The sequence below is a fragment of the Ignavibacteriales bacterium genome (assembly GCA_026390815.1).
In the GTDB taxonomy this organism is placed as follows: Bacteria; Bacteroidota; Ignavibacteria; order Ignavibacteriales; family SURF-24; genus JAPLFH01.
Genome location: JAPLFH010000037.1, coordinates 13,270 through 28,552 on the forward strand (window position 1 = coordinate 13,270; position 15,283 = coordinate 28,552).

The following is a 15,283-nucleotide window of genomic DNA, read 5'->3' on the forward strand; positions in this document are numbered from 1 at the left end:
AAGAGACACGGAGATAAATATTTTATTACTTAATTAAAATCATCTTTCCGACTTTGCTTTCAAAAGATTTTCCTTCTACGCTTTGAAGGATCAATTGATAAAAATAAATTCCTGAAGATAACCCAGCACCGTTGAATGAATAGTCATGGGTACCGGCTGCCTGATCAGAAATTTTTATTCTGGAAACCTGCTGACCGAGATTATTATAAACTATCAAACCAACTTTACCTGATTGTGGAATTGAATATTGTATTGAGGTTATTGGGTTAAATGGATTAGGATAATTTCCTCTTAATTCTATTGTTGATGGTATTGAAACCGAAATATCTTTATCTACATCAGTAAGTTTGGATGGATCCATTTCAAGCCAGGCAAGTGCTGGTCCTCCGGCATGTTCTCTGAACCACCAGGTTCTTGTACCATAATTTTTAGCAGCATCATCAAATGAATCACCATCGTACAAATCGACACCAGCAAAAATTAACTTATCGCCTAAACCGGTTGGATACCCAAGTTTCTTCAAATCCAGTTTCATTTCAATCTTATATCCTTCATCAATATCAGAATTAACATTTATTGTTGATGTTCCTTTTAATTTGGCTGCGATAGTAGCCCCCGAATCGATAAGCGGAGCAAGAGCATCAAAACCATGTAATAATCCATCGGCAGCAAAATTCATTCTTAATAATTTAGTAACTGGCGTATGCTCATTTTCATCAAATGTACCGCGATCAGCAAGTATTAAACCTAATCCATCAACCTGGTCATAATTATCCAGCCCCTGAATTAGCATATCGTTAACATCTGCACCTAAATAAAGATAGTCATCCTTAAAGAAAATTTTAATCGTTGCAAATGACGGATCCAAGACTGGCGGTTTTGAACCCGTTACCAGTTCTGGTTGCCATTGCCCGCTTGCTAATGGACCAATGCTTGGATAAGTAGTTCTTAACAATGAATCACCCCAGGCAATGTTAAATGTATAAGCCCCAGCCCAGGAGGCTTCATCAAGTTCGCCATCAATAACAGGATCTGGTAAGCCAGCACCATTTGGAATAATACCATCCGGTAAGACTTCTGGAATTACTCCGGAATTAATTGTTACTTCAGGTTCAACATAAACTCGTCCAAAATTAGGACCATTCGAGTTTCCCCAAGGTGCCTGCCACCAGGTTCTTTCTGAAGACATCTTTTGAGCATTTTTTGTAAAGTACCAATCCTGATCCCAGATGCTGAAGTTTAAAGCAATTACATCTCCACCAGGTGCAGTAGCATGATAACCAACAGAATCAAGATTTATTTTCATTTCAACTATCCAGCTTGTATCGGGTGTAGAATCATCATTGGATGTACCATGAATTTTTACTGCCGCGTCCCAACGTGCTAACTGTGCTGCAGGAGCCTTATCGCGGTATTTACCATCATATCCTAACTTAAAAGGAGCTCCAACAGAATCACCTGTAAATAAGAAAGTTGGAAAAATTTCAACCGCCGGAGTTGGTCTTGTAGAAGATTTGGCATTTTTAACAGACATTAATATTCCATCCCAAAAAGGCCACGCACTTCCTGTTGGACCACCACCAATTGAAGAGTCGGGAATTACGAATGCAATGTATAATTGGTTATTATTTGTAAGGAATTTTACCGTGGCATGTGTTGGATCCGTAATACCATCCGGATTATTTTCAGAACGGTATCCGCTTGTTGGTATAGTACCCACAACTCCATAAATAATCTGCAAACTCTCCGCTTTTGCCCAAGCAGATTCATTCAGAACACCATCAAGAGTAATTGGCTCTCCTGCTGTTGAACGTGCCCAAATTTTATCCTGCCTTGGCATATATTGGGCATTAACGTAAGTTGCTAAAAAGAGCAAACTTATTGTTAAAAGTTTTTTCATATTAGTTCCTCCTTATTTTAATTGAATGATCAGATAATTCTTTATTATAAAATATTTTTAAATCCCTAACCTTTTACGCTTCCCATCATTATTCCTTTAATGTATGATTTCTGTAAAACTAAGAATACAATAAGAATAGGTAATATTGTAATTACCGAACCAGCCATCATAAGCTCAGGATCCTTAGTATGTTCACCCATTAAATTTGCCAGTGCAACCGGAAGTGTATACATTGAGTTATCAGTTAATGCTATTAAGGGCCAAAGAAAATCATTCCACGTTCCCATAAAAGTAAACAAGGCAAGCGTAACAAGTATTGGTTTTAACAGTGGAAGTATAACAACCCTGTATATCTGGAAGTCTGTTGCTCCATCAATTCTTGCAGCTTCAATTAAGCTATCTGGAACAGAAATAGCATATTGCCGAATCAGGAAGATTCCAAAGATATTTGCTAAGCCAGGAATAATTATAGCCATATAAGTATTGATAAATCCCATATACTTTAACATTAGGAACAATGGAAGCATAGTTACTTGCGATGGGATTATCATTGAGCTTAATAATATGCTGAATAATTTATCTTTTCCCTTAAAACGATATTTTGCAAAAGCATAACCTGCCATTGAATTAAGGAAAAGAGAAATAAGTGTTACAATTATGGAAAGGAAAAGGCTGTTGATTAGATTTTGCAAAATATCCAATCTGGAAAAAAGAATTTTGTATTGAATCCAGGTAAACACATCCGGAATAAAACGAGGTGGGTAAACATTTGCATGTCCATCTGCCATAAATGAAGCTGAAAGCATCCACATAAACGGGGCAAGCGTTAATATTCCAGTTATAATCAGAAACAAATACAATATAATTTTATTGGTTTTATTCATATGCCGCGTTCTTTTGCAATTTAAGCTGGAATAGAGTTATGACAAAAATTATTATGAATAATACAAAAGCCAGCGATGCAGAATAGCCCATGTTCCACCATCGGAATCCTTCCTGATACATATATCCAACAATACTAAGCGTTTTATTCAAAGGACCGTTCTGCGTCATTATATAGGGTTCAGCAAAAAGCTGGAAGAAGCCAATCATTGATATTATACTTACAAAAACAGTTGTGGGTGCAAGCATCGGTAGTGTAATTTTTTTAAATTTCTGCCAGGCATTTGCTCCTTCAATCATTGCAGCTTCATAAAGTTCATCAGGAATGTTCTGCAAACCCGCAATAAAAATTATCATGTTATAACCAAAATTTTTCCAGACAGACATAATCATAATTGAAGGCATTGCCCAATCAGGATTGCCAAGCCAATCAACAGGATTAATTCCAACAAGGCTAAGCAAATAATTCAATAGCCCAAATTTAGGATGATAAATGAACCGCCAGATTATTGCCACTGCAACCAACGTTGTTACAACTGGAATAAAATAAGCCATCCTGAAAAAACTTTTATACTTTACAATTTTTGAATTAAGAAGTAACGCAGCACTTAATGAAACTAATACTGAAACCGGACCGGCACCAATTACATAGTAGAGGGTGTTTTTTAGTGCTGTCCAAAAAAGTGGATCGTTAAACAACTTTATGTAATTATTAAATCCAATGAACCTTGTGTTGGAAAGGCTACTAAGAGCATAAATATCAAAATCAGTAAAACTTATTATAAAAGCGGCAACAACAGGAATAAAAAAGAAAACGAATATTGCACTTACCGCTGGCGCTAAGAAAAAGTAAGCCGCATAAATTCCAAATATTTTGTTTTCCTGTTTCATTCTTTACTTCTTGCCCAATTTTCCTTAATAAATTTTTACAACAATTAAGTTGTGGTCATTCCTAATCATTTGAATCGAATTGTTTCGATTTCTTAAAAAATTAATATAAACGACGTTTACAAAAATCAAATTAACTTCCAATTATTATTTTCTATTTAACATCCACCTTCTTTTTTCCAAAATTGTATTTACATCAGCATCCAAACCATTCAGACATTCTTCATTAGTTTTTACACCTCGTATTGCTGCTTCTGCATATTGCTGAACTTTAGAAAAAGCAATCTGTTCCCACTCTGTAATTTTTGGTGTTGCTATTACATTCTGGAATTGAATGTAAAAAGCATCCATATATTTATTGTTCTTTAAAGTCGTATCCTGCCAGGCTTGCTTGACTGCCGGCAGATCATACAATAGCTGATATAGTTTAATTTGAGTTGCTGGTTCGGACAAATATTCAATTAACTTCCAAACTTCTTTTTTGTTTTTAGATTCCTTAAACATTACCAAACTTGAACCGCCAGCAAGGGAAGCTCCGGGATATCCACTTGGACCTGGAAGTGGTGCTGTCATCCATTTATCAGCAAGATTTCCAGTCATCCATCTTTTAAATTCATTAATATTCCAAGGACCTGAAATGTAAATAGAGAAATACTCATCAGCTAAAGCCTGGTATACATTAGTAACCTGCGAAAATCCAATAGGTGCTAAATCTTCTTTATGAAATCTGGTAACAAACCTAAATGCTTCCTTAAATTTATTGTTACTAAAATCGCCATATGAATTATTGTTTTTTAAAATCGATGACCCGTTCTGCAAACCGAAAATGATAAACGGAGCCCATTCATTAGCTGGCAGATAAATGGCATATTTATCCTGCCCTTTAACATTTTTCTTAATGCGCTTACATAAAGTGTAAAGTTCGTCCCAGGTTTTAGGTGGAGTGCTAAAACCCGCATTTTCAAAAACATCAGTTCTATAAAACATCAGTCTTGTATCAACATACCAGGGAATTCCGTAAGGTTTATCATCAATAACATTTGTGTTCCATATTCCTTCAAAATAATTTTCTTTTTTTACACTTGTGTTTTTAAGCCAGCTATTTAAATCCTCAAGCGCATCTAATGCAACAAACTGCGGCACCCAGGTATTTCCAAGCTGGCAGATGTCCGGAGTATTTTCACTTGCGTAAGCAGTAATTAATTTTTCTTGTGCAGCAGTCCAGGGAATCATCTGTACTTTTACAGTAACTCCCGGATTTCGTTTTTCAAACTCAGGGATAAGTTTTTGAACCTGCTCACCTTCTGCCCCCATTGCCCAAAAATTAATTTCAACTTTATTTGATGAAGAAGATCCACAACTAATGGATAACATTGTTAAGAATAAAATAATAGCCCACTCCCCAACTCTCTCAGCAAAGGTGAAAGAGTAATGAAACACTTTATTGGGCTTAATTTTATTATTCATACTATTTAATTAATAACATTTTATTTGTTGCTTTAAATTCGTCAGTTTGCAAAGTGTAGTAATAAACTCCGCTTGCAAAATTTTTTCCATTGAACTCAACTTCATAATTCCCTGCCGACTGACTTTCATTTACCAATGTAAAAACATCATTACCTAAAGAATCAAATACATTTAATTTAACATAAGCTTCCCCGTGGTTGATGTTTTCCGAGTATGTGTTTGGAGCTGGCAAGCCTGCCTGCATTGCAGTCGGGGCTAATGTATACCTGATTTTTGTAGACGGGTTAAATGGATTTGGATAATTCTGTTTAAGGTCATATAATAATTTATTATTATCACCTTGCTCAATATTACCTGTTGTATTGGTATCAAAAGTAAATGGATTAAAAGCATTCTTAGCAAAAATGTACCAGGCACAAGCAGATGAAAATCCCTTCTTAATATCTACCCAATCATAACCGCCTGTGGTGTTGGCAGTATATGGCAATGCATAACTGGAAATTCCTTTTATGGTTCTGTTGATCAAGAATGAATCCAATTGGCTTGAATAGAAATCTCCCTTTGCTTTATACCCCGAAGCATAAAATGCACAGACCATATGCCCCAATCCATCCATCCAAACATTTTGTATATTTGAAACGGCAGAAGAATAAAAACCTATTGCTTTCTTTCCATTGAACTCAACTTCTTTTTTAAAACGAGAATCATTTTCCGGTACCAGAACAAGATTTTTATAGTACTCGCCTTGGCTGCTAAAAGCTAATGACCGCCAACTATACAAATCTAATGGAAGACTTACATTAGGAATTTTTTCAAGTTCAGACATCCGGAAGTCTACCCATTCTTTAATTTTCCGGGCTTTCTCCGTTTCCCCACATATTTTAAGTACAGCGTACGTATCAATATTTCCTTCTTCGTGACCAACCGGATTACCTTGCAGATCTGTTTCGTGAAGTTTATAATCATTCCTGGTTATAGAAGAATCTCTTGGTCCCCAGCGCCAGCCATGTCTTACAAAACCACCATGCCCACCTGGATCATCAATATAAAAAGCAAGTAATAAATCTTTTAAGTATTGGGAAACATCAACATATAATGGCTTGCCGGAAAATCCATATTTGCTTTCATAAAATTTATATGCTAAAAGCAACCACGCATTATCTCCCATCCATCTATCACAAATAAATGGGCTATAAGAACCACCACCCAAACTTACATTCTGATAAAAGCCTCTCGCTTCACCATTGTAAAAAAAGCTTTGCTTGTTTAAAATCTTATTAGATGTATCGGCTCTTTTAGCATAGAAATCCAGGATTCTTTCAGCCCTTTCTTTTTCCATTGTTAAGATGAATGCCATCGCAGTAAGAGCATTGTTAAAAGTTTGACCGGAATTATCTTCCATTGCCGGAACCAACCATTTATCAGTTGAGAAATTGTCTTGTATTGATTTTAAATATAATAATACTGATTGAACGTCCGGATTTAAGGTTGTTAAATTTGATGAAATTGGATTTGAGGATGATTGAACATCATTTACCTGCTGATTTCTATCATCATCCAGATTGTGATAGCCTTTTGGAAAGGCAAAACCTTTTATAGTAAAAAGCAGAATTATATTCAACAACAATACTGCGATATTTTTACTTTGATGGTTCATATATCTATTGTTTATTTTTGAAGAATCATTTTTCCAGTTAGTGATTTTTCCAGTCCATTTATTGAATACAAATAAATACCAGAACTTACCGGCTCTTCAAGATCACTTTTACTATTCCATTCAATTTCGTGTAATCCGGCGGTCATCATTCCTTTTTCAAACGACTTTATTTTTCTTCCAAGCATATCATAAATTATTACTTTAATATTTTGTGCATCTTTAAGAGAAAATTTTATTTTAGTTGCAGGATTAAATGGATTAGGAAAATTTCCAATTAATTTGAAAGAATTAGGTTCATCAATATTTTCTACGCTGGTAGTAGTGTCTTTAACAAATCCTATTGCGTCAAGCATCGGTTGGATTTCCGGATTTGCCATAAAATTTTTCCATAATAATCCGCTTCTGTAATTTTCTATCATTACTATGATTGGTCCCTGATCAATTGCCAGATAACTATCAGCATACCAATTTTTACTCAAATTAAATGCATCCTTAAATCCATAAGCACCCCAAAGGTTTTTTCCATATGTAAAATAAAAACTTTTTAAAGCATTCATCGATTCCTCTGGTGAGTAAGGCATTGATGAAAGCGCTGCTGATGGAGTTATTGTTCCATTATCATTTGTTGGTTCATGCACTCCATATCCAAACGGATCATCGCTGGCTGTTAAGCCCCATGTGTTTGCATCGTATCCGGAATAGTGTTTTGGATTTGCAGCACAGTAAGCATGATTAATCAATGAATGATTTCTATTGTTCACAAAGTAATTTGTAAACATATCCTTCTTTCCGCGCGGATCGAAGCCAAGAAATGAGTAATGGGCAAAGAAAAGCGGACCACCATAATCCCATCCTACATAAAGTGGAATTCCGTAAAACGATTTACCATTTTTATAAAATCCTCCGGCAAACCCATTCCTGAAAAGTGAAGGTGGAACTGCGTGAGTGGGAGAAGCTATTGCAAGCAGATAAGTAATCATTGTTTCACTTGGTCCTGTTACAGTCATATTCATATCCCAATTGTAGTTTGGCGACCAGTGCCAATACAAATAATTACTACTTGTGAATCTTCTGTACCAATCCCATTCAACGGCTTCCCAAATTGATGTAACAATATTTCTTATCTGTTCTTCATCGGAATTATTTTGATTAAAATATTGTCTTGCTGAAAGCAAACCTTGAATTAAGTATGCAGTTTCAACCAAATCACCGCCATTATCTTTTTGGCTGAAAGGAATAACTTTTCCGGTTGTTCCATCAAGCCAATGGGAATAAGCTCCATGGAATCTATCAGCTTTGGTATTAAGGAAGTTTAAAATCTTTAAAATTCTTTCAACTGCCTGGTCTCTGGTAATAAATCCTCTTTCCACTCCAACGGGAATTGCCATTATTCCAAAGCCACTTCCCCCACTTGTTACGGTTTCACCAGAGCCGCGCCTTTCTCTAACCAAACCTGAAACCGGATGCGCATAGTCCCAGAAATATCTAAATGTTGCTTCCTGAACCATACCAAGAAGTTCATCATCAGTTAATTGTTTTGTAGATGAAGAAGCCTCGACACTTAACTCCGATTGATTACCAGAAAGATCATAAGCGAGAACTTTATAGGTGTTAGTTTGTGGAGGTAAACCAACATAATCAGAAAAGAAGTTTTCATCTTTTTCTGCTTCGCCAATAATTTTATATGCTGAAGATTCTAACCTGTAAATTCTATAACCGGCTAAATCTGTTTCTGTGTTTGGTGTCCAGGTTACATCAAAATGCCGATCAAATCCCGTAACTTTAATATTAGTTGGAACAGAAGGAGAAATTGTATCAGCTTCCGCAGCTTTAATCATTCGTATTTCATCGATGTACAGTGTATGATCTATTCCATCTGATGTTGACTGACCGAAGAATATTGTTTTAATGATTGACGGATTTGCCAGCCCGGGAGCTTGAATAAAAACATTTAATGGAACGGAAATTTTTGTCCATGTGTTTGCGGAAATTGAATTAGAAAAGCCCAATAAATTTTGCTTAGCGGTTTTGTTATTATTTAAATCTTCCAAATAAATTAATGGCAAATCAGTATTTGAAATTGTGCTTTCAGTATACACACGGAAGGTAAGATAATCCTTAGTTGAAATATCGTGTGGAAGCCATCCTTGTTCTGCAACAGCAATTCCCCAGTCTCCACTGGCTTTTGAATTCCACTTTAGTCTTAAACAGTTCAAACCAGAATATTGGTGTGTATTGTCAACAGGAAATTTTTCGTTATTTATTCTTTCAACACTGCTTGGTAAATTTGCATATCCCCAGCTTGGATCGTAGAAATTGCTGGTTGGACTATTGCTAAAGAATACGTAATCCTGGGCAATTAAATTAACAGCAAAAATCACAAATAGAACCAGTAGTAAATTTTTCTTCATTCCTTTCCTTCCATTACATCTACGTTTACAAATTCAATCGCTACCTTAGAAACAATTTCCATTCGGGAAGAATTCACAGAGATTATTTTTCCCACTGCATTGTCAATAAGTTCAAACTTAATCTGATGTTCGCCTATTTCTGTTTCGTATGGAATCTTAATCTTCAATTTTCCCCAATCAATAAACTGAATATCATTTGCAGCAAGTTTAATGTAATCTATCTGATGAATTACTGTTTCATCAAAGAAGATTTGAAGAGAAATGTTTTGGAACGATTCTATCAGATCATTTATAATCCATAAATCAAAATTTAACTTGCTATCCAGAAAATATTTTTTCTGCCGCATTCTAACGGAAACATAAATTGGCTGATAAGCATTTTTTAATGAATCAAAACCTTTTTTCTTGTTACCATAATAATCTATTACAGACCAGCTAATTGAGGACCAGCAATCTATAAACATAAACTGGAAGATTCCGTTTATACCATTAAATTTTTTCCGCCGGTAAAAATCAACTGCTGTTTGAATTAATTCCGCCTGATAATTTTGGGAGTTTTCAATAAATTCATTTACATTATTTCCGGGTTCAATTCCGGCAATATTAAATGTCTGTTCATACTGAAAGTTGTGGTATTTCCATTTCAACCAATCGGGTTTATAAATTTCATCTTCACTTAAAAACTTTTGCAGCGATTGAATTTGAGGAACAGCCTGTGCACCGAACTCTGTTACTAACGGTCCCATTGGTGCGGCGGCAAAATGTTCTTTGTTTCCCCAATACCAGCCGTCGTAAGGATGTTCTTCATAATTAGAAGCTTTCCGGATTATACGCGTTTGATCTTCCGATTGAACTGCTTTATAAAGTAAAGAATCGAGAGAATTGATCTGCTCACCAGGCTCATTGTGGCAGCACCAAAAGCAGATTGAGGGATGATTGTAATACTGGTTCACCATATCTTTAATTTGGGAAACTGCGTTTGCTGCAAACTCCTTCGATTCATCGTACGTCCACTGAAGCGGAAAATCCTGCCAGACAAGAATTCCCTGTTTATCACATTCATCATAAAACTCCGCGCGGTTAATGTGGGCATGAACGCGCACGATGTTAATATTCGCTTCCTTCATCAAGTCAATAATAAATTTGATTTTTTCCGTTGTCAATTCGCTTAACCATTGGGTTGGGATGAGATTAGTTCCCCGAAGAAAAAGTTTTTCTCCATTAAGATGAAACACATTCTGCTCATCAAGGTGAACTTCTCTTATTCCAAAAGTGAAATGCTTTTCAGCGAACAAAGTTGATGAGATTTTTAGTTGATACAACTTCTGACTTCCAAGATCCCAGCTCCACCAAAGTTCGGGTTGAAGTATTTCTATTACAAGCTCAAATTTATTTTTGCCCGGTTTGAAATCAACCAAATTTTTATTTTGCAGTTCTTCGCCAAAAGGAGAGGCAATATTCAAATCAACAAAATCAGTTAAGGAAGAATTAAATGATGATTCGTATTTCACAATAATTTTTACATCTGTCTTATCTTTTCCCTGGTTAAGTTTTGTATCTATCTTGACGTGATCTATAAATATTCCAGCCCCAATTTCAATTGCAACATCATTCCAAATTCCGCCAGTGTTTTTATCCTGCCCATGTTTCAAATCCCATCCACCCGGTCGGCAATCGTGATGATTAAATATTCCTTTAATTAATTTTTTTCTATTAGGCCAAACTATTCCGGGCAGTTCCAAGGGAGAAGTAACCTTAACTATTAAAAGATTATCTGTTGTTTGTACTGTATGGGTTATATTAAAATAGAAAGGTTGAAAATATCCTTCGTGATTACCAAGATAATTCCCATTCAACCATACATCAGCAAAATAATCCACTCCAAAAAATTTTAATATTTTTATTCCATCTTTTGGTTCAGGTAAATCAAAATGCTTTAAAAACCAAATTGCACCATTAAAATTATCCAGCCCTGCAAGCTGCCAGTTCTGTGGAATTTCCATTTCAGCAAAATTAAAATCAGAATCAAGTTTTTTATTTATATCATTCAGGACAAGTTTTTCTTCAGCATCCTTTATGAATTGCCAATTACCGTTTAAAGAAATAATATTTTTATTTTGTTCGGTCATATATAATTCTGCTTCATAAATCGCGTACTGCTTTGTGTTTTTGTAGTGAATTGCTTCATCCTAAAATCACTTCAACATTTACTTCTTTTTTGTTTACCGCTTTAATCAAATTTGATTCAGCCACTTCACCATCAATTATAATTGATTTAACACCGTAACTAACATTGTCCGGATTGATAACTTTTATATTATAAATCGTATTCCGGAATTTTCTTTTTACTGAATATTTGTTCCATTCTTTTGGAATACAAGGATCAACCAGTAGTCCTTCTTTAGTTGCACGAATTCCTAAAATCCAATCAACACAAACTTTTTGATACCACGATGCCGATCCGGTATACCAGGTCCAACCCGCCATTCCATAAAAAACAGATTCTGGTCCTTCAATATTTCCTGGCGTAACATATGGTTCTGCTTTCCATTTATCTGGTTTCATTCCATTATAAATCGGGCAAATTCTTTTAAATATATCATAAGCATCTTCACTTCGTTTAAGCAAGGAGTAAGCCCAGATTGCCCAAGTGGCAGCGTGCATATAAACTCCGCCATTTTCTCTTCTGCCCGCAGCATAGCGTGTAAGATATCCAATGTATTTATCTGGTTTGGTATAAGCAGGATACAGCAATACCGGACCATTATCTTTTACAAGATGATTTTTAACCGCATCCATTGCTGTGTGTTTTCTTTCGTCTGTGGTAATTCCGCTTATTACACTCCACGATTGAGAGTTGAGATAAATTCTCCCCTCTTTATTTTCTGCGCTGCCAATTTTTTCACCGCTATCTTTTGTGGCTCGCCAAAACCAATCACCATCCCAGGAGTGTTTTTCAAAAGCTTTCTTTAATTCTTTTGCTCTTTCAGAATATCTTTCCGCCAATCTTTTTCTTCCCCTTGCTTCCGCTACCTTTTTAAAATTTATTAAAATGTAATAGAGAAATTCGGCTAACCAAACAGATTCACCTTTCATTTCAAGACCAACTGCGCTTAAACCATCATTCCAATCACCTGCACCAATTAATGGTAAGCCTCGTTTGCTAAACCGTTTCAAAACCCGGTTAATAGCACGCTTGCAATGCTCAAACAAATCATCTTCTTTTTCTTTATCATCATAGTAAGGAACAATTTGATTCAGAAAAGAATAATTATTCGTCTCATCTAAATATTGAATGATAAGGAAAGGAAGCCATAGCAAATCATCGGTCATCTTGGTAGCTAATCCTGTTTCAGTTATTGGATGCCACCAGTGTAAGACAGTACCATCTTTAAATTGATGTTGAGCATGAAGCTTAATTTGTTTTTCTGTTAAGGAAGGATCAATTGGAAGAAACACTAAACTATCCTGAAGCTGATCGCGGAATCCATAAGCACCACTTTGCTGGTAGTAAGCTGTACGCGCCCAAAGTCTACCAGAAATTGCCTGGTACCTTAGCCACTTGTTTACCATTAAATTCATTGCATCATCTGGAGTATTAATTTCCAGAGTAGAAAGCATCTCTTCCCATTTAACTTTTACATTTTCTAAGGCTTTATCAATCTGTTTTGATGATTTATATTTTTTAAGTGTTTGCTCAATTTCATCTTCATTTTTTTTCAAACCAAGGTAGAAAGCAAATCTATCTTCTTCATTCTCATTTAGTTTTACATCAACTTTAAGACAAGCGATAGGATCGTACCAAATTCCGGTTGTCTTTGTTAGTTTGTTTTTAACTATTGCTTCGGGAGAAATCAGACTTCCATACTGACCAAGAAAATTTTCTTTATCGCATTCATAAGAAGAAACTTTTTTATTACAAGCAAAGAAACCTTTATACTCATAATCTATATTCCAATGTCCTCTATCGCTGAAAGGAATTTCCCAAATTCTTTTTCCGGAGATGATGGAGTTTAATTTTTTATCAAATTTTGTTTCAATAAATGTCTTATGAAATTCGCGGTGATGATCTGCAGATGATCCGAGGCACCATTCAAAGTAAGTATAAAAGGAAAGATCAACAGGTTTAGCAGATGAGTTTGTAACTTTCAAATCCCAAATTTCCAGCGAGTCATCAACTGGGACAAAAATAGTTAATTGAATTTTTATTCCTTTAAACTCAGTTGTAAAGATTGTATAACCGATTCCATGATGACATTCATAAAAGTCTAATTCAGTTTTAACGGGCAGCCAGGTTGGGCTCCATAATTCTCCAGTTTCATTATTCTTTACATAAATATATTTTCCCCAGTTATCCTGGATTAAATCCTGGTGCCATCTTGTAACACGATTAAATTCCGAGTGAGTAAGCCAGCTAAATCCACCGCCAGTTTGAGATATAACAACACCATAATCACCATTTGAAATAACATTAATCCAGGGTTTTGGAGTTTGCGGAGTATTAATTATATATTCATTTCCATCATTAGAAAAATGACCATACTTTGTAGTAAAAACATTCATAAACGCATCCAGTTATAAAGTCAAGACTGGTTTAGCAAAATTTTAAATTAATTGTTTACACGATTTTCCAATTACAAGTCCGGTAGATATTTTAATATGCTTTTCTTGTTCTGAATTGTTGTTATCAATTCTTTTAAGCAACAAGGTAGCAGCAGTTTTGCCCAATTCAATAATCGGGACCAGAACTGTAGTTAATCTTGGTGTAAGGAATTGACTAACGAAAATATCATCAAAACCGACTACTCCAATATCATCGGGAATCTTCAATCCAAAAGATTGAATTGCTCTATAACATCCAATAGCCATCATATCGTTGGAAGCAAATATCACTTCTGGCTTTTCTAAAAGACTTAGCAATCTGCGGCAAGCGGTCTCTCCACCTTTTACAGTAAAGTCGCCATTTATTAACCACTCTTCTTTGAAAGCAATATTATTATCCTGAAGAGCTTTAAGGTATGCTTTCTTTCGTAAATGGGCATCGTTATTACCGGCGGGTCCGGAGATGTGAGCAATCTTGCGATGACAGAGAGTATTAATTAAATAATCCATCATCGAATAAGCACCCTGCAAATTATCAACTCCAACAGAATCATATTTAAATGCATCGCTTTTACTATTTAGGATAACAACCGGAATGTGACTTTTAGACAAAACTTCTTTTATTACATCGTTTAGCGCCGGCGCCATAACTATCACTCCATCAACAACTCCTCTTCCCATAAAGTTTATTATTGATTCTGCCATTGTACGTTCACTGTGTGTTCCAGCAATCATAACATTGTACCCACCGGAGTAAGCAACCAAATCGACACCACGAATAACTTCTGTAAAAAATTCATCTACCACATCCGGCAATACAAGTCCAATTGTGTTAGTTTTTTTCTTTACAAAATTTCTGGCTAAAACATGCGGTTTATAATTAAATTCCTTTGCAAGAGAAACGATCATTTCTTTGGTTTCCCCTTTTACTTTGATATCATTATTCAAAGCACGGGAAATAGTTGCTATTGATACATTTGCTCTTTGAGCCAATTCTTTTATTGTAACAGACATAAATAAATAGTGTAAGATTAATCGATGTAAACGTTTACATTTCTATGAGCAATCTAATATATTAATTTTCTGTTGTCAATAGATTATCGTAAATATTTAATTTATTCAATCAATCCACAATGTAAATTTTACATTTGATTTACATTTTTACATTGTCGGTACAACTCTTAGTTCCGGTTGCTTTCAAATGAATAAATAAATTGAAGCTCAGTTTGACTTCCTAATTCTACAATTTAAATTAATTTTTTTACGAAAAGATAACTTGAAGGGTTGCACAGGAATAGATTCCCCAACTTGAAAACTGGAATGGATTGAGCTGTTTAATTAATAACTCACCTTACGCAAAGAGAAAGAAAGGTATTAAATTTCTGGTGACAAAAATCAGAGGTATGCGATGAAAAAAGAACTCTTAGAACTGTACACAGATTATTTAATGAGTTCATTTTCTTATACGACAGCCAC

General features: G+C 35.2%; 9 protein-coding genes. All 9 read right to left on the reverse strand.

Translation table 11 applies throughout. The features are described from left to right. Positions 1–25 precede the first annotated feature (25 nt). Positions 26–1,900, reverse strand: a complete 1,875-nt coding sequence (locus NTX22_11785; GenBank protein MCX6151199.1) for a T9SS type A sorting domain-containing protein — start codon at positions 1,898–1,900, stop codon at positions 26–28. Between the two features lie 65 nt (positions 1,901–1,965). Next, positions 1,966–2,784 (reverse strand): carbohydrate ABC transporter permease, encoded by an 819-nt coding sequence (locus tag NTX22_11790; GenBank protein ID MCX6151200.1) that lies wholly within the window; start codon positions 2,782–2,784, stop codon positions 1,966–1,968. Further along, on the reverse strand, positions 2,777–3,673 hold the full coding sequence (locus NTX22_11795; GenBank protein MCX6151201.1) for a sugar ABC transporter permease: 897 nt from the start codon (positions 3,671–3,673) through the stop codon (positions 2,777–2,779). The genes NTX22_11790 and NTX22_11795 overlap by 8 nt, the downstream gene beginning before the upstream one ends. Positions 3,674–3,817: 144 nt before the next feature. Then, entirely contained in the window at positions 3,818–5,137 is a 1,320-nt protein-coding gene (locus NTX22_11800) for a sugar ABC transporter substrate-binding protein (GenBank protein MCX6151202.1), read from the reverse strand. 1 nt (position 5,138) lies between these two features. Next, a complete protein-coding gene (locus NTX22_11805; GenBank protein ID MCX6151203.1) occupies positions 5,139–6,761 on the reverse strand; it encodes a T9SS type A sorting domain-containing protein in 1,623 nt (540 codons plus the stop codon). A gap of 44 nt (positions 6,762–6,805) precedes the next feature. Further along, the gene (locus NTX22_11810; protein MCX6151204.1) at positions 6,806–9,205 is read right to left on the reverse strand and encodes a T9SS type A sorting domain-containing protein; all 2,400 of its coding nucleotides are present in this window, start codon (positions 9,203–9,205) and stop codon (positions 6,806–6,808) included. After that, positions 9,202–11,334 carry a hypothetical protein gene (locus NTX22_11815; GenBank protein MCX6151205.1) on the reverse strand — a complete coding sequence of 711 codons (2,133 nt, stop codon included), beginning with the start codon at positions 11,332–11,334 and terminating at the stop codon, positions 9,202–9,204. Before NTX22_11815 ends, NTX22_11810 begins: the two co-directional genes overlap by 4 nt. Positions 11,335–11,389: 55 nt before the next feature. After that, positions 11,390–13,768 (reverse strand): glycosyl transferase family 36, encoded by a 2,379-nt coding sequence (locus NTX22_11820; protein ID MCX6151206.1) that lies wholly within the window; start codon positions 13,766–13,768, stop codon positions 11,390–11,392. A 42-nt stretch (positions 13,769–13,810) separates the two neighbouring features. Then, the gene (locus tag NTX22_11825) at positions 13,811–14,821 is read right to left on the reverse strand and encodes a LacI family DNA-binding transcriptional regulator (GenBank protein MCX6151207.1); all 1,011 of its coding nucleotides are present in this window, start codon (positions 14,819–14,821) and stop codon (positions 13,811–13,813) included. Positions 14,822–15,283: the final 462 nt, after the last annotated feature.